The organism is Kitasatospora sp. NPDC001683 (assembly GCF_053596495.1).
In genome coordinates this window covers 1-16,832 of record NZ_JBSFGK010000017.1, presented here as the reverse complement: position 1 = coordinate 16,832, position 16,832 = coordinate 1, and the positions used below count along the sequence as shown (strand labels likewise).

Annotated in this window: 12 protein-coding genes and 1 pseudogene; 2 read left to right on the top strand and 11 right to left on the bottom strand. The window is 73.9% G+C overall.

The genetic code is table 11. The features are described from left to right. Positions 1 to 3: 3 nt before the first annotated feature. From ACWCYO_RS11875 to ACWCYO_RS11830, 10 genes are all read right to left on the bottom strand, one after another. Positions 4 to 1,206: an NUDIX hydrolase gene (locus ACWCYO_RS11875; protein WP_449784148.1), complete on the bottom strand. Its 1,203-nt coding sequence runs from the start codon at positions 1,204 to 1,206 to the stop codon at positions 4 to 6. A gap of 212 nt (positions 1,207 to 1,418) precedes the next feature. Beyond that, positions 1,419 to 2,117 (bottom strand): SDR family oxidoreductase, encoded by a 699-nt coding sequence (locus ACWCYO_RS11870; protein WP_449784147.1) that lies wholly within the window; start codon positions 2,115 to 2,117, stop codon positions 1,419 to 1,421. 285 nt (positions 2,118 to 2,402) lie between these two features. Further along, positions 2,403 to 3,155, bottom strand: a complete 753-nt coding sequence (locus tag ACWCYO_RS11865; protein WP_449784196.1) for a GDSL-type esterase/lipase family protein — start codon at positions 3,153 to 3,155, stop codon at positions 2,403 to 2,405. Beyond that, complete coding sequence (locus tag ACWCYO_RS11860) at positions 3,044 to 3,289, bottom strand: SGNH/GDSL hydrolase family protein (protein WP_449784146.1); 246 nt, start codon at positions 3,287 to 3,289, stop codon at positions 3,044 to 3,046. The genes ACWCYO_RS11865 and ACWCYO_RS11860 overlap by 112 nt, the downstream gene beginning before the upstream one ends. After that, positions 3,264 to 4,490: a glycosyltransferase gene (locus tag ACWCYO_RS11855; protein ID WP_449784145.1), complete on the bottom strand. Its 1,227-nt coding sequence runs from the start codon at positions 4,488 to 4,490 to the stop codon at positions 3,264 to 3,266. Before ACWCYO_RS11855 ends, ACWCYO_RS11860 begins: the two co-directional genes overlap by 26 nt. Next, positions 4,487 to 5,713 (bottom strand): glycosyltransferase family 4 protein, encoded by a 1,227-nt coding sequence (locus ACWCYO_RS11850; protein ID WP_449784144.1) that lies wholly within the window; start codon positions 5,711 to 5,713, stop codon positions 4,487 to 4,489. The genes ACWCYO_RS11855 and ACWCYO_RS11850 overlap by 4 nt, the downstream gene beginning before the upstream one ends. A gap of 112 nt (positions 5,714 to 5,825) precedes the next feature. After that, positions 5,826 to 6,014 (bottom strand): YegP family protein, encoded by a 189-nt coding sequence (locus ACWCYO_RS11845; RefSeq protein ID WP_270141651.1) that lies wholly within the window; start codon positions 6,012 to 6,014, stop codon positions 5,826 to 5,828. Between the two features lie 764 nt (positions 6,015 to 6,778). Beyond that, positions 6,779 to 6,982 carry a hypothetical protein gene (locus ACWCYO_RS11840; RefSeq protein WP_449784143.1) on the bottom strand — a complete coding sequence of 68 codons (204 nt, stop codon included), beginning with the start codon at positions 6,980 to 6,982 and terminating at the stop codon, positions 6,779 to 6,781. Between the two features lie 1,289 nt (positions 6,983 to 8,271). Then, the gene (locus tag ACWCYO_RS11835; protein ID WP_449784142.1) at positions 8,272 to 9,027 is read right to left on the bottom strand and encodes a thioesterase II family protein; all 756 of its coding nucleotides are present in this window, start codon (positions 9,025 to 9,027) and stop codon (positions 8,272 to 8,274) included. Between the two features lie 26 nt (positions 9,028 to 9,053). After that, positions 9,054 to 9,836, bottom strand: a complete 783-nt coding sequence (locus ACWCYO_RS11830) for an aminotransferase class IV (RefSeq protein ID WP_449784141.1) — start codon at positions 9,834 to 9,836, stop codon at positions 9,054 to 9,056. A 168-nt stretch (positions 9,837 to 10,004) separates the two neighbouring features. Here ACWCYO_RS11830 and zapE point away from each other — a divergent pair, with 168 nt between their 5' ends. Next, positions 10,005 to 11,069 (top strand): cell division protein ZapE, encoded by a 1,065-nt coding sequence (zapE, locus tag ACWCYO_RS11825; RefSeq protein ID WP_270141643.1) that lies wholly within the window; start codon positions 10,005 to 10,007, stop codon positions 11,067 to 11,069. 67 nt (positions 11,070 to 11,136) lie between these two features. Further along, positions 11,137 to 16,689, top strand: coding sequence for an SDR family NAD(P)-dependent oxidoreductase (locus tag ACWCYO_RS11820; RefSeq protein ID WP_449784140.1), 5,553 nt, complete (start codon positions 11,137 to 11,139; stop codon positions 16,687 to 16,689). 47 nt (positions 16,690 to 16,736) lie between these two features. Here ACWCYO_RS11820 and ACWCYO_RS11815 read toward each other — a convergent pair. Beyond that, positions 16,737 to 16,832, bottom strand: a pseudogene (locus ACWCYO_RS11815) (MarR family transcriptional regulator); the annotation flags it as partial.

Below are 16,832 nucleotides of genomic sequence, written 5' to 3'. Positions count from 1 at the left end.
TCTTCACCCGCCGGACGGTTCCCAACCGACCGCCCGCCCGCGCACCAGCTCGACCGGCCCGCCGGCCCGCTCGCGGGCGGCCAGCGCGGCGGCCACCCGGTCCCAGGACGGCCCGGACAGCAGCGACCGGGCCTCGGCCGGCTCGCAGAGCCGCCATTCCACCAGCTCCTGCTCCTGCAGCGCGATCGAGCCGAGCAGTCGCTCCGTCACCGTGCCGCCGTCGTACACGTACACCAGGACGGCGGTGTCCCGGCCGGTCGCCGGATCCGCGTCGGGATCGGCCGCCGCACCCGGCTGCCAGTCCAGCGCCAACAGCCGCCCGGGTTCGACCTCCCAGCCGAGTTCCTCGCGGATCTCCCGCCGCGCCGCCGCTCGGGGCGTCTCCCGGTCCGCCTCGATGCCGCCGCCCGGCAGCGTCCAGTACGGCACGTCCTCGTACGGCCCGGACCACGGTCGCAGCCGTACCAACAGCACCCGCCCGTCACCATCCGTGAACAGCGCCCGCGCCTTCGCCCGGATCCGCGGCCGGGTGGCGTAGTAGGTGTCCCGGTCCATCGGCGGCTCCGGCGACCGCACCTCCGCCGCCTCCGACCCGGGCGCGGTTCCCAGGCCCGGCGCCACCTCCAGTCCCGCCCCCGCCCCCAGTCCCGCCCCCGCCCCCAGGCCCGGCGCGGCGGCCAGCCCGGTGTACTCGGGCGCCGGCCCGTCGGCGGGCAGCTCCCGCAGGGTGTGTCCGACCGGCCGGCTGTCCTCCAGCTCCAGCGGGCCGGCCGCCCGCGGCGCCCGCATGCACGCCGTCACCCGCCGGGACAGCCGGGGCGGCAAGGCGTGCGCCGCCGCCTCCGTCGTCAGCCACACCCACCCGCCCACCTCCGCCGCATCCGGCTGGATCGCCGCCACCTGCTCCGCCGTCAGTGGCTCGGCCCAGTACAGGTACGCCACGATCGGCGGACGGGTCCGGGACATCGCCCAGTCGACACATGCCAACGGGCCCAGCCGCGGCGTGAACCCCAACTCCTCGGCGATCTCCCGAAGGGCGGTCTGCCGCGGCGAACGGTCGGCCGGCTCCCACCCGCCACCCGGAACCGCCACCGGATGCTTCCGGTCGTACGGCAGCCGCACCACCAACACCCGCCCCTGCGCGTCCGGGAACAGCACTCCGGCCGCCGCCAGGATCCCCCGCCCCGCCCTGCTCGACGTCTCCACCCCGGCTCCTTCCACCACATCGCTCCCCGGGGACGACACCCCCGCAGACCCGATGGTTCCCTCCCGACGCCCGCTCTGATCACCACCAGGGGATGATGCGGCCCGCGTCCCGTTCGAGGGGCACCGGCAACGGGTTCGCGGCACAACGGGCATGACGGATGATCATGACATCGAGAACCCTGCTCGGGCGCACGGCCGTCGGGAGCGCGGAGTCAGCCGGTCTGCCCGGTCGGCCGCATGGTGATGTGGTTGATGTCCACGCCCGCGGGCTGGTCGAGGGCGAAGGCGATCGTGTCCGCGATCTGCTCGGCGGTCAACGCCGGCGCGGCCTCGGGAGTGCCGCCGCGCTCGTCCCAGAACGGGGTGTCCACCACGCCGGGGGCGACGACGGTCACGCCGACTCCGTCCTTGCCGACCAGCAGCCGGGTGTTCTCGGCCAGTGCGTGCGCGGCCCACTTGGTGACCGAGTACAGGTTGCCGGGCGTGTTGCGGACCCCGGCGACCGAACCGATGATCACGATCCGGCCCTTGGACTCCCTGAGCCGCGGCAGGGTCTCCCGCACCAGCAGGGCCGGGCCCAGGACGTTGGTGAGGACCATGTCGCGCATGTCCTCCGGGGCGTGGCTCTCCAGGTTGCCGGGCAACGAGAACCCGGCGTTGGCGATGGCGTTGTCCAGTCGGCCCCAGGTGTCCACCACGTGGCGCACGGCGGAGGCGACGTCGGGCGCGTGGCTGGTGTCGCCGGTGATCGTCAGCAGCCGCTCGTCCGCCGCGGCCGAGGCGGCGAAGGCGGCCAGCTTGTCCGCGTCACGCCCGGTGACGGCCACGCGGTGGCCCTGCTTGAGCAGGGCGCGGGCGGTGGCGGCGCCGATTCCGCTCGAGCCACCGGTGATCAGCGTGACGGGTTCCATGGGACGGCCTCCTCAGCGACGTGGTCATCGGGGCTCCGCCAGGGTCCTGGACGGCCCTGGACGCGAACTGGCGCGCGCGGTGGGCCGAATCCGGGTCGCGGGTTCCCCGAAACGCCTGCACTATACCCAGCGATCTTCACCGCCGAGCCGGTACGCCAGCGCTGACCGGGCACGATGCCGGACAATCCGGCCGAACCCGAACCCGCGCTGCCGGGCCCGGTGTTGGCGCCCGCTCGGCGCACGCGGTCCCCGAGCCGCGCACGCTCCGGTCCGGCGGACGACCCGTCACCCCAGCGCCGCCAGGGCCTGGGCCGCGGCGCGCGCCATCTGCTCGTCGTGCCGCCCGCTGGACCTGCGCAGCCGGGCGGCGCCCTCCGCCGCCGCCAGGGCGAGCAGGCCCGGCAGCAGGTCGGTGCTGCGGGCGGCGACCCAGCGGGTGCCCCGGGTGGCCATCCACCACAGGTCGGCGGCGAGGCCCGGTGGGGGTTCGGCCGGTTCGGCGGCGGGTGGCGGGCCGAGCGGGTGGCCGGCCGTGGTGAGCAGCTCGTGGAACCGGCGGGCGATCAGGTGGTGGCCCGCGGCGCTGGGGTGGAGGCGGTCGACGCTCAGCAGCCCGCGCCGTGCGCACCAGGGCAGTTCGGCGAGGTGGAGGTGCACCGCCCGGTGCCGCACGGTGAGGGCGTGCACCACGGTGTTGACCGCCCGCATCCGCCGGGCCAGCGGTCGGGCGAGCGGTGCCGGGAGCCGGAGCAGGGCGCCGGGGTCGGGCAGGCAGGCGGTCAGCAAAACGGCGCCGTGGCGGGCGAGTTCACCAAGGGTGGCGTCCAGCTCCAGGGTGGTGCGCCGGATGTCGAAGCCGGCCCGCAGGGTGTCGTTGCCGCCGACGACCACCGCCGCCAGCTGGGGCCGCCGGTCCAGTGCGTCGGTCAGTTGATGTGTGCCGTCAAGTCGGCTGTGAGGGCGCCGCTGTACGCCAGGTTGGTGAACTCGACCGCCCGCCCCTCCGGCGCCAGTGACCGGGCGAGGACGGCGGCCCAGCCGCGCCACTGCTCGCCGACCTGGTCCCCGACCCCCTCCGTCAACGAGTCCCCGAGCGCGACGAAGCGCAGCAGCTCGCCCGCGGCCGGGCGTTCCTCCGCCGCCCGGTCAGGCCCGGCGTCCAGCACGCTCATCCCGACCCCCTTCCGCAGCCATCGAGTTCCGTGCCCCTTCGGTCGCTCCGGAGTTCCGCACCCCGTGCGCCGCCAGGAAGCCCGCCACCGCCGCCGGCCAGCCGTACCGTTCGGCCTGCGCCCGGGCGGCCGCCCGTCGTGCCTCCTCCGGCCGGGCCAGCAACTCCCGTACGGCGGAGGCGAATCCGGGCCCGGTGTCGGCGGCGGCCACCCCGGCGAGACCGATCAGCCCGGACAGCGCGGAGGAGCGGCTGGCCACGACCGGTGTGCCGCAGGCCAGTGCCTCCAGCGCGGCCAGTCCGAAGGTCTCCACCGGCCCGGGGGCCAGCACCACGTCCGCACTGCCCAGCAGCCCGGCCAGCTCCGCGCGCCCGTTCAGGTGACCGAGGAAGCGCACCGGCAGCCGCAGCCGCGCGGCCCGGGCGGCCAGCCGCTCCCGCAGCGGGCCGGTCCCGGCCACCACCAGGACGGCGGGCAGCCCGCGCGCCCGCAGTCGGCCCAGTGCCTCGACCGCGCGCTCGGGCCGCTTCTCCGCGGAGAGCCGCGAGCAGAGCACCAGCAGTACGTTCCCGGCCGCCGCGTACCGGGCCCGCTGCGCCGCCCGGGCGGCGGCCGGCAGCGGCCGCATCGCCGCCAGGTCCACCCCGAGCGGGGCCCGGACCAGGTTGGGCACGCCGATCCGCCGGAACTCCGCGGCCGCCCAGTCGGTGGTGCAGAGCACCGAGTCGTAGGCGCGGGCGGTGGCGGCGTTGAGCCGGTCGGCGGCCGCGGCGGCGAGCGGACCGGGCACTCCCCAGGTGCGCAGCAGTCCGGTGGCGCTCTCGTGCGAGACCATCACCGAGCGGACGCCGTGCCGACGGGCCCAACCGCCGGTCCAGCGCAGGGTCGTCCGGTCGGACACCTCCAGCCGGTCGGGGCCGAGCCGGGTGAGCTCGGCGGCCACCGCCCGCCGGTCGGCCAGCAGCCGGTAGCCGCCGCTGGCCGGCAGCACCGGCCCGGGGATGGTGATCACCAGTCCCTGCTCGGTCTCCTCCGCGGAGCGCCGCTCACCGGGCACGATCAGCACCGGCCGGTGGCCGGCCGCCCGGTACCCGGCGCCCAGGTGGCGCAGTGCGGTGCGCAGGCCGCCGGAGACCGGGGTGACGAAGTTGGCGAGCCGCACGATCGTCAACGGCCCGGTCCGGGGCGGGGGCGTCGTCATGCCGGCAGCTCCTCCGGCAGGACCGGCACCACCGGCTCGGCCGAAGCCGCCGCCGACGGAGGGAGGGGAGCGGGCAGTCCCCGGTGCTCCGCCAGCACTTCGGCGTAGTGCCGCAGCAGCAGGTCGCCGACCGCCTCCCAGGTCCGGGCGGTCACCTCGGCCCGCCCGGCCCGCCCGTACGCGGCCCGCCGCGCCGGGTCGGCGGCCAGTTCGGCCACCGCCCGGGCCACCGCGGCGCCGTCCCTGGGCGGCACCAGCAGCCCGGTGCGGTGGTGCGCGACCAGGTCGAGCGGGCCGCCGGCCGCCGGGCCGATCACCGGTACGCCGCTGGCCATCGCCTCCTGGATGGTCTGGCAGAAGGTCTCCAGCGGGCCGGTGTGCACGAACAGGTCCAGGGCGGCGAAACAGCGGGCCAGTTCCTCGCCGGTGCGGCGGCCGAGGAACACCGCGCCCGGCAGCGAGGCCTTCAGCCCGGGCGCCGAGGGCCCGTCCCCGACCACCACCACCCGCACTCCGGGCAGGGCGGACGCGGCGGCCAGCAGGTCCACCCGCTTCTCCGGCGCCAGCCGCCCGACGTACCCGACCAGCACCTCCCCGCCCGGGGCGAGCGCCCGGCGCAGCGCCTCGTCGCGGTGCCGCGGGTGGAAGCGCACCGAGTCCACCCCGCGCGGCCACAGCCGCACCCGGGGCACCCCGTGCGCGGTGAGGTCCTGCGCGGCCGGGGTGGACGGCGCCAGCGTGCGGGCGGCGGCCCGGTGCACGGCCCGGATCCGGCGCCAGGCCGCGGCCTCGCCGAGGCCCCGCCCGGCCCGGTAGGCGTGGGCGTACCCGGCGAGGTCGGTCTGGTACACGGCGACGGCGGGCACTCCGAGCCGCGCCGCGACCCGCATCCCGCGCGCGCCCAGCACGAACGGGCTGGCCAGGTGGACGATGTCCGGCCGGTGCCCGGCGAGGGCGGCGGCCAGCTGCCGGCTCGGCAGCGCGATCCGTACCTGCGGGTAGCCCGGCAGCGGCATCGAGGGGATGCGCACCACGGGGATCCGCTCGGCCTCGACGCCGGAGCCGAAGGTCCGGGGCGGGCAGTGGGCGCCCCGTGCCGGGGCGGGAGTGACGACGAGGGGCTGGTGGCCCCGGCGGACCAGGTGCTCGGCCGTCCGCAGCACGCTGTGGGCGACTCCGTTGACCTCGGGCGGGAAGGATTCGGTGACGATGGCGACGCGCATGCCCGTGTTGTCTCCGCGCCCGGCGTGCACCCGGCCAAAGGGATCTGTCGTACAGGCGAACGCGGGTCGGCGATTTGCACCACCGACCCGCGCGTCGAACGCCGTCCGAACCTCAGGCCGATCCGGCCGTCTCCTTGAGCTCCGCGTACGGCGCGAGCTTGCGGATCGACTCGATGCTCTTCAGGCAGTCGTCCTTGCTCTCCTGCGGGTCGCCCGTCACCACGATGGACCCGTTGCTCGCCTTGAGCCGGAACCGGTGCATCCCGCTCTCGTCCTTGTACAGCTCGAATTTCCCAGCCATGCCGAAACAGCCTCTCGCTCGTGTGGCCCCCTGGCTCCGCACCGTAGGTCCAACTGCCTTGCTTCGCGCGTCAGATGATCCATCCGAGTCATCGGCCCCCTGCCGCCTGACCCGTTCGGGTCAGATGGCGCTCACTGCCGGCGACGACTTGCCAACCCCTCAACCGGATAGATCACGAAGTCGCACTGGAGTGCTGGCGGGACGATGATGTGTCGGCGCACCCCGTGGGATGTACTGGGGCTCGGTCCTCGGGGGACGCTACGTCGTACCGGGGCCTGCTGCTACGGCTGAGTGACAAGAGTGCGGCTCCCCGAAGATGTTCACGGTGTGACGAGTCGAGCCCTCTTAACTTCTTCTGACACTCGACTGTGTCGCCCAGCAGGCGGTTGCCCGCGTCCGCCACCCATGGAGGTCATCTGATGAATCTTCGGCCCTGGGTCGTAGCGTCCCTGGCCGGTGTGGCCATCGCTCTCGCTCCTGCGCCTGCAGGCGTCGCCGTGCAGGCGTCCACACCGCACGCGCCCGGCTCCGCGTGGCCCCGGGAAGAGGACGGGGAAGGGGCAGGAGAAGGGGGTGGGGAGGGGCACCGCCATCACTACAGCCCCTGGCGCCACTGCTTCAGCCCCCGCCGCGTCGTGCTCATCGACAGAACCCTCAGGGCGATTCTGACCAACAGTCGGCGTGGGCCGGAGGCTCTCGTTCTCCAGGGGAGTCCATCGTCCTCGTCCTCGTCGCCGGAGGCACCGTGGGACAACTTTTCCGTTTCAACGTATATGGACGTGAATTATCCCACCCAGACCAGCAACCAGTATGAGTTTCAGATCCGTGGCTTCTTCAGGGAACACCCGGTCTTCGTGGTGAAGGCCTTCGACCGCCACGAGCGAGTCTTCCCCTTCGCGGCCGCCCGCTGCGTCGACGACTACTACGACGACGACCACCGCCACGACGACGGTGACCGCGATGACCACGCCCGTCCGCACGATGGTGCGGCTGCCGAGGGGAGAGACCCGTCCGGCGCCCCGTCGCCCCAGGAGTCGGGCTCCCCGTCACCCCAGGAAGGGGACCACGGGCACAACGGCCAGACCACTCCGGAGACTCCCGCCTCCGGCGGCACCAGCCTCCCTCCTCCGCCCGATGGCACGGTTGTCGGTGGGAGCGTTGGCCGCCTGGGCGCGAAGCGCGTCGGGATCGCGACCGGCGGCTTGCTGACGGTTCTAGGAGCGGTGGCCGCGGCCTGGCTTCACCGCCGCCGTCGGCGGCGTGTCACTCGGCCGGAGCAGGGACCGGCAGCACCGCCGACCCCTGACGGCACATCGGACCAGGAGCCCGATGTGCCGCCGACCCAGCCGTAGTGATGGCGAACGGCCGGCCTCCCGGCGGAACCGGTCAGGAGGAAGTGCTGCCTTCGGAGGGGTCCGACGTGGCCGAGGGACTCGGGCGGGGGTCGTGGGGGCAGATCCAGTTGGGGTTCTTGATCCCGAAGCTCAGGCCCCACTCCCTGTCACAGCCGCCCCAGTATGCTCTCACCCAACCGCAGTAGGGGCCGCCGTAGCTGTGACAGGGGCGCACTGGTTCCTGCGGGCCCGGATTCGTCGAGAGCGGCCAGGACCGTTCGGCCTTGCTCAGCGACGTGCCGGAGGATCCGACCATGCGGACCCGCGTGGCATCGGAACCGTGGGACGTCCGGTCCATGAGGAAGAGGGGCAGGCCGAGGGCCGAGACGGAAGCCGCCACCGATGCGGCAGCGAGAGCGCAGCGGGTCAGGCGCATGACTGTTCCTCCTGGCTTCGTGGTCTGTGGCAGGTGCGGACGAACTCTGCACACGAGTGCCGCCACCGTGAGCGCCGGAGTTGAACGTATGGTCTGGAAAACTTCCCGGCCGCCAGCGAACCGCCAATTGGGCGGCCTTGCCCCGGTTCTTCACTCGAAGGGGTCTCGTCCCCTCCCGGAGATCGACCGGGAGGGGACGCCCGTACCCGAGAAGCCGTACGCCCTGACCGGAGGAACCGGGTCAGGGCGCTGAGTCGCGGGTCGACGGAGGTGGTGGAACTCGGGGGCGGACCTGGCTGCGGCGAGTGATGGCGAGAGATGTTTTCCCAGGCCAGAAGGCCTGTGTGGGCGCTAGCCAACCCCCTCGCACCGCACCGTAGGGGTGGCCCCGGCGCGCCGCCCGCCGACCGGGGCATCCGAGTCATCGGGCCCCGGGCCGACGTGGCCCGTTCGGGGCACGTCGGGAGCGCGGGCGTGCGCGCCGGACTCAGACGCAGTTGAGGCGCTCGGCGATGGAGCGGAGGATCCGGGCCTGGTGGTGGATCAGGTAGAAGTGGCCGCCGTCGTGGACGTCGAGGGAGAAGGCGCCGGTGGTGTGGTCGGACCAGGCGGCCGCCTCGTCCTCGGTGACCATCGGGTCCTCGGTTCCGATGAGGACGTGCACGGGGCAGTTCAGCTCGGGGCCGGGCCGGTAGCGGTAGGTCTCGGCCGCCTTGTAGTCGTTGCGGATGGCGGGCAGCGCCATCCGGAGCAACTCCTCGTCGCCGAGCACCTGTTCGTCGGTGCCGCTGAGTTCCCGGAGCTTCGCGATCAGTTCGCCGTCGTCGCCGAGGTGGACGGTGCCGCCCTCGCGGTGGCGGGAGGGGGCGGGCCGGGCCGAGACGAAGAGCGCGCTCGGCACCGTGCCGGCCTCCTCGAAGCGGCGGGCCAGTTCGAAGGCGAGGCTGGCGCCCATGCTGTGGCCGAAGAACGCCACCGGGCCGTCCGTGTTCCGCCGGAGCACGGGGAGGAGCTGGTCGGCGAGCTCGTCGATCGACTCGACCAACGGCTCCGAGCGACGGTCCTGTCGACCCGGGTACTGGACCGCCACCACGTCACAACGGGGGGCCAGCGCGCGGGACATGGGGAAGTAGAAGGTGGCGCTGCCGCCCGCGTGCGGGAGGCAGACGAGGGTCGGGGCGCCGGGATCGGCCTGGTGGTAGCGGCGTATCCAGAGCTGGTCGGTGGTGACGGTGCGAGTCATGGGTGGGGCTGTCCTTCCGGGGATCGTCAGCGCGGCTGCTCGGGTTCGATCTCCGCGTAACGGTCGCGGAGTTCGGCCAGGATCGGATGATCCGCCGCAAAAGGTACGGATCCGATGGCGGAGATCGGCCGGACGCCGACGGCCGCGTTCGTGGCGAACGCCGCTTCCATGGCCGGGAGCTGGTCCAGGGTCACGGTCCGTGACACACAGCATTCGTGAATGTCGGTCAGCAGTGCCTCGGTCACGCCGGGCAGGTGCTCCGCCTGCGGCCAGACCACCCGGTGGCCGTCGAAGAATCCCACGTTCCAGGTGGCGCCCTCGGAGATCCCCAGCTCGTCGCCGTGGAACAACGCGTCGTCGAAGCCGTCGAGTTGCGCCGCGCGACGCAGGTGCAGGCTGTCGAACAGTCCGGTGTGCTTCACCCCGGCGACCTGGCGCAGGTGCCTGACGGGCTGGACGCGCATCGGCCCCTGCGGAACCGCCGGTGCGGGACGCGTGGTGACGAGGATCCGCGGGGCGGCCGGTCCGGCCGGGTGAGGGAGGCTCAGGTCCGGATCGAAGACGGTGATCCGGACGATGATGTCGTCCGTCGTCAGATCCACTGCGCGGCAGAGTTCTTGACGGACCTGATCCAGGTTCAGTTCGGCGCCGAACACGGTTCGGCAGTCCCGTGCCAGTCGTGCGAAATGCAGCCCGAGCCCGCGTATTGCGCCGCCCTCGACGCGCATGGTTGTGAAATGTCCGTAACCGGTCAGTGCGAGCGACGTGATCTCGTCGACGCCCAACTGTCGCTCGTCGAGCTCTTCCATGGCGCACAGTGTTCCACCTGCGAGGTTGCCCGACGACAGTGACGATCATCACCACCCGGGAGGGCATTGTCGCAGGCCGTGGACTTCTGGCAAGATCACGACCGCTCGCTGGTGAGAAACCGTCACCGGTGTCGGCGCTATTGAGACTGGAACCGGGGGGGCCGTCAGTTGATCGAGAAGTTCGAGCGCGCAGCCGAGGAAGCGGGTTTCGTTCTCGACGCCTCGCAGATCGCCGCGGCCGAGCGGCTTTCCGCGCTCGCCGCCGAGTTGACCGGCCGGCGCCGCTTCTTCGGCGGGAAGCAGCCGCGTGGCGTCTACGTGTGGGGACCGGTCGGACGCGGCAAGAGCTGGCTGACCGGGGTCTTCTACGAGGCGCTGCCGGTACGGAACAAGCGCCGGGTGCACTTCCACGAGTTCTTCCGGGAGTTCCACGCCGTCTACGCCCGGCACCGCAAGGAACGGAACGCCTGCGACCTGGCCGTCGCCGAGCTGCTGAGCGACTGCCGGCTGCTGTTCTTCGACGAGTTCCACGTGCACGACCCGGGCGACGCCATGATGATGGGCCGCGTCCTGACCTCGCTGTTCGACCAGAAGGTCACCCTGGTGACCACCTCGAACTACCCGCCCGACGGCCTGCTGCCGAACCCGGTCTACCACCACATGTTCGAGCCGACCATCAAGCTGCTCGAAGGCAACCTGGACGTCCTTGAGGTCGCGGGCCCGCAGGACTACCGCGCGGAGAGCACCACCGGAGCGGCCCGTTCGCAGTTCCAGCGCGGGGCCTACATCTGGCCCGGCACCGAACAGCAGCTGCGCGAGGCCGGGCTCGAGCCGCCGACCGACGGCGAGCGGCAGCGCATCGACATCGGCGGCCGGGACCTGGTGGCCCGCGCCGTGCGCGACGACCTCGTCTGGTTCGACTTCCACGAGCTGTGCGACGAGCGCACCTCGACCATCGACTACCTGGGCCTGGCCGACCGGTTCGGCACCTGGGTGCTCTCCGGACTGCCGGAGCTGACGTCCGGCAGCAGGGACGCCGCGCAGCGCTTCGCCAACCTGGTCGACGTCCTGTGCGACCGGGACGCGAAGCTCTACCTCGTCGCCGACGGCCCCCTGGCGGACTGCCTGCGGGGCGATGCCCTGCCCATCGACATCAACCGCACCGCCAGTCGCCTCATGCTCCTTCCGGGCTCCGCCACGCCGGGTGCGACGCGGGCGACCAGACAGGCGTGAACGAGGACCGGACGGTGGTCCGAGGCCGCCGTCCGGCCGTGGCGAATCCCGTAGGAGGAGCAAGACCATGGCGGCTGAAGAGAAGCTGCGCGACTACCTGAAGCGGGCCACCGCCGAGCTTCGCAACGTCCGGCAGCAGCTCCAGGAGGCGGAGGAATCCGCCCACGAGCCCATCGCGATCGTCGGGATGAGCTGCCGGTACCCGGGCGGGGTCGGTTCGCCGGAGGACCTGTGGCGACTGGTCGCCGACGGCACCGACGCGATATCGCCCTTCCCGACCGACCGCGGCTGGGACACCGAGGGCATCTACGACCCGGACCCGGAACGCCCCGGCCGCACGTACACGCGGGAAGGGGGCTTCCTGCGGGGCGTGACCGAGTTCGACGCCGAGTTCTTCGGGATCAACCGGCGCGAGGCCCTCGCCATGGACCCGCAGCAGCGGCTCCTGCTGGAGACCGCGTGGGAGGCCGTGGAACGCGCCGGCATCGACGCGACGACGCTGCGCGGCAGCCGCACCGGGGTCTTCGCCGCGGTGATGTACCACGACTACGAGGGCCTGCTCGAAGGGCAGGACGAGCTCGCCGGCTACGTCATCAACGGCAGCGCCGGCAGCATCGCCTCCGGGCGCATCGCGTACACCTTCGGCTTCGAGGGCCCGGCGCTGACCGTCGACACCGCCTGCTCGTCCTCCCTCGTCACCCTGCACCTCGCCGCGCAGGCGCTGCGGCGCGGCGAGTGCACCCTGGCCCTGGCCGGCGGGGCCACCGTGATGTCGACGCCCGCCTCGTTCATCGAGTTCAGCCGGCAGCGCTCGCTCGCCCCCGACGGCCGCTGCAAGGCCTTCGCGGCCGCGGCCGACGGCACCGGCTGGGGCGAGGGCGTCGGCATGCTGTTGCTGGAGCGGCTCTCCGACGCCCGGCGCAACGGCCACCCCGTCCTCGCGGTGGTCCGGGGCTCGGCGGTGAACCAGGACGGCGCGAGCAACGGCCTCACGGCGCCCAACGGACCCTCCCAGCAGCGGGTGATCCGCCAGGCGCTGGAGAACGCGCGACTGCGCTCCGACGAGATCGACGCCGTCGAGGCGCACGGCACCGGCACCTCCCTCGGCGACCCCATCGAGGCCCAGTCCCTCCTGGCCACCTACGGGCAGGAGCGCGCCTCGGACCAGTACCTGTGGCTCGGCTCCCTCAAGTCGAACATCGGCCACAGCCAGGCCGCCGCGGGCGTCGGCGGCATCATCAAGATGGTCATGGCGATGCGGCACGGCGTCCTGCCGAAGTCCCTGCACTGCGCCGAGCCGACCGGGCACGTCGACTGGTCCTCCGGTGCCGTCCGGCTGCTCACCGAGGCCAGGCCCTGGCCGGAGACCGGCCGGCCCCGGCGCGCCGCCGTGTCCTCCTTCGGCATCAGCGGCACCAACGCGCACGCGATCCTCGAACAGGCGCCGGTGGCCGTCGAGGAGGAGCCGGCGCCCGCTCCCGAGCAGACGCCGCGGGCCACGCCGTCCGTCCTCCCCGAGGTGCCACCGGTGATCCCGCTGCTGCTGTCCGGCAGGTCGGCGGACGCCCTGCGGGCGCAGGCCGAGCGGCTGCGGGAGAGCATCGAGGCGGAGCCGTCCGCCGACCCGGCGGACATCGCGGCCGCGCTGGTGCGCAACCGCTCCTCCTTCGAGCACCGGGCGGTGGTCCTCGGCCGGGACCGGCAGTCCCTGCTGCGGGAGTTGGCCGCCCTCGCCGAGGACGCCCCGACCGTGCCGCGGGGAACCGCCCCGGCCGGTGCCCGACCGGTGTTCGTCTTCCCCGGCCAGGGTTCCCAGTGGACCGGCATGGCGCTCGAACTCCTCGAGTCCTCCCCGGTCTTCGCCGCGCGCATCGAGGAGTGCGACCGGGCGTTCGCACCGTACCTCGACTGGTCGCTGACCGGGGTGCTGCGCGGCGCCGAGGGCACGCCGTCCCTCGACCGGGTGGACGTGCTCCAGCCCGCGCTGTTCGCCGTGATGCTGGGACTCGCCGAGGTGTGGCGGGCCTGCGGGATCCAGCCCGCCGCGGTCGTCGGCCACAGCCAGGGCGAGGTGGCCGCCGCGGTGGTGGCCGGCGCGCTCTCGCTGCCCGACGCCGCCCGGATCGTGGCCCTGCGCAGCCAGGCCCTGCTCGAACTGTCGGGCACCAGCGGCATGCTGTCCGTCTCGCTCTCGGCCCGGGCGGTCGAGGAGCGGCTGCGGCCGTGGGGCGAGCGGCTCTCCGTCGCGGCCGTCAACGGGCCGCACTCCGTGGTGGTCTCGGGCGACAGCGGCGCACTGGAGGAGTTCCGCCTCGCGCTGGAGGCCGACGGGACGTGGGCCCGGCGCATCCCGGGCGTCGACACGCCCGGGCACTCGGCCCGCATCGACGAGGTCCGCGAGCGCATGCTGGCCGCGCTCGCCGAAACCGCGCCGAGCGCCTCGGACGTGCCGTTCTACTCCACCGTCACCGGCGGCCTGCTCGCCACCGACGAGCTCGACGCCGACTACTGGTACCGCAACATGCGCCAGACCGTGCAGCTGGAGCCCGCGACGCGGGCGCTCGTCGCCGACGGCTACGCGCACTTCCTGGAGATCAGCCCGCACCCCGTCCTGCACGTCGGGATCCGGGAGACCTGCGAGGCGGCCGGCGGCCAGGTCTTCCTGGGGGAGACGCTGCGCCGCACCGACGGCGGTCCGCAGCGGCTGCTCACCTCGCTCGCCCAGGCCTGGATCCACGGTCTCGCACCGGACTGGGGCGTCGTGCTCGGCGACCGCCGGCCGCAGCCGGTGGAGCTGCCCACCTACCCCTTCCAGCGGGTGCGCCTGTGGCCGCAGGCCCGGCAGGGCCGGACGGACGCCGACTCGCTCGGCCTGCGCAACGCCGACAACCCGCTGCTGGGCGCCGGCGTGCCGCTGCCCGAGACGGACGGATTCCTCTTCACCGGGCGCCTGTCCCGCGGCAGCCACGTCTGGCTCGCCGACCACGCGCTCGCCGGCACCGTGCTACTGCCGGGTACGGCCTTCCTCGAACTCGCCCTCCACGCGGGCCGGCTGCTCGACTGCGGACAGGTCGACGAACTGCTGCTGGAGAGCCCGCTGCCGCTGCCCGAACAGGGCGGTGTCCAGGTGCAGTTGACGGTGGCGGCGCCCGACGCCTCGGGCCGCCGTACGGTGCAGGTGTACGCCCGCCCGGACGAGCCGGAGGCCTTCGCCGTCGGAGAGCCGTGGACCAGGCACGCCACCGGCGTCCTCGCCACCTCGGCCCCCATCACCCCCGCGCCGCTGGGCAGCTGGCCGCCCGAGGGCGCGGCCGAGCTCGAAGTCGGCGACGTCTACGAGCGCTTCGCGGCGGCCGGTTTCGAGTACGGTCCCGCCTTCCGGGGGATCCGGGCCGCCTGGCGCCGGGGCGAGGAGGTCTTCGCCGAGGTCGCGCTGCCCGACCGGCTCCGGGCGGACGCCCAGGGGTTCGGGATCCATCCGGCGCTGCTCGACGCGGTGCTGCAGACCATTCCGCTGGGTGCGCTGGCCGGCGAGGACGGCGGGATCGAGCACGGCCGGATGCCGTTCGCCTGGCACGGCGTCTCGCTGCACGCCGCCGGCGCGGCCGCGCTGCGGGTCCGGCTCGCCCCGGCGGGCGAGGAGGCCGTCACGATCCGGGTCGCCGACCAGTCGGGACTGCCGGTGGCGACCGTGAAGTCCCTGGCGCTGCGCCCGGTGAAGACGGAACAGCTCGCGGCGGCGGCGCGACGGGCCGACTCGCTCTTCCGGCTGACCTGGGAGCGGCTCGCCGCCCCCCGGGCCGCGCAGCAGGCGCGGACCGTGCTCGGCCCGGACACCCCGGGGCCGGAGGGTGCCGAACGGCTGGACGGCTTCGCGCAGTTGCGCGCGGCGCTCGACGCGGGAACGGGCGCCGGAACCGAGGTCCCCGCTGTCGTCCTGGCCTCGGTCGGGGAGACCGGGGTGCGCGCCGCGGCGACCGCCGCCCTGGAACTCCTCCAGGCCTGGCTGGCCGAGCCGCGGCTGGAGGACTCCCGGCTGGTGCTGCTCACCCGGGGCGCCGTCGCGCTCCCCGGCGACCCGGCACCCGACCTCGCCCAGGCCGCCGTGCTGGGCCTGCTCCGTTCCGCCCAGTCGGAGAACCCGGGCCGCTTCACGGTCATCGACACGGACGGCGACCAGGCCTCGCGCCGGGCGCTGGCCGCGGCACTGGCGGCCGACGAGCCGCAGCTCGCGCTGCGCAAGGGCGAGCTCCACGTCCCTCGGCTGGCCCGCGCGACCCACACGGAGCCGGACGGGCCGGCGTTCGCCCCGGACGGCACGGTGCTGGTGACCGGCGGCACCGGCGCGCTGGGCCGCGCCGTCGCCCGCAGCCTGGTCACCGACCACGGCGTGCGGCGGCTGCTGCTGGTCAGCCGGAGCGGAGCGGCCGGTGGGCTGCAGGAGGAACTCGCCGCCCTGGGCGCCACGGTGACCGTCGCCGCCTGCGACGTCGCCGACCGGGAGGCCCTGGCCGCACTGCTGGACTCCGTCCCGCGGGAGCACCCGCTGACCGGGGTGGTGCACACGGCGGCGGTGCTCGACGACGGGATCGTGCAGTCGCTCACCGCGGAGCGGTTCGACACCGTGCTGCGTCCGAAGGTTGACGCGGCGGTACACCTGGACGAGCTGACCAGGGACTCGGACCTCTCGGCCTTCGTGCTCTTCTCCTCGGCCGCCGCCCTGTTCGGCGCCCCGGGACAGGGCAACTACTCCGCCGCCAACGCCGTGCTGGACGCCCTCGCGCAGCGCCGTCGGGCCGAAGGCCGGCCCGCGGTGTCCCTCGCCTGGGGGTTGTGGGCCGAGTCGAGCGGCATGACCGGCCACCTGGACGACGCGGGCATCGCCCGCATCGAACGGGACGGGCTGCGGGCGCTGTCGACCGCGGAGGGTCTGGAGCTGTTCGCCGGCGCGCTCGGTCACGAGGAGGCGGTGCTCGTACCGTTCCGGGTGGACTTGAGGCAGCTGCGTGCGCAGGCGCCCGGCGGCGTCGTCCCGCACCTGTTCCGGGCCCTGCTGCCGGTGCCGGTGCGCCGGGACGCTCCCGCGGCGGCGGCGGAGTCCTCGCTGCCGCGGCAGCTCGCCGCGGTGCCGGCGGCCGAACGCGGGCGGATCCTGGCCGATCTGGTCCGTACGAACGCCGCCGCCGTGCTCGGCCTGGCCGACGGTCAACTGGTCGACGAGAGCCGTGGGTTCTTCGACATGGGGCTCGACTCGCTCACCGCGGTGCAGCTGCGCAACCGGCTGGGCGCCGCGGTCGGGGTGACCCTGCCGACCACCCTCGTCTTCGACTACCCGACGCCGACGGCGCTGAGCGACTACCTACTCGGGGAGCTGGCGATCGAGGAGGCGCCGGTTCCGCTGATCGGCGAGCTGGACGGGATCGAGACGGCGCTGCGGGCCGTGGTCGCGGACGGTGACGAGGAGGTGCGCGGGAAGCTGTACGAGCGCCTCCAGGAGCTCGCGCGGATCTGCGCGGCTCCCGCGGCCACCGGTGCGGAGGCCGGATCCGGCGGGGGCCTGGACTCGGCCTCGGCGGACGACATCTTCGCGTTCATCCAGCAGGAGTTCGGCAAGGCCTGACCGCCACCCTGAGGCCGCGGCGGAAATGCGAAATGGCCGTTGGTCTCCGCCCCGAGCCGGCCCGGGGTGACCACCTCCCCGGCCCGGGCGGCGTCGAGCAGGTGGATCAGCGCCCGGAGATCGGTCGGGTGCAGACCGCTGCG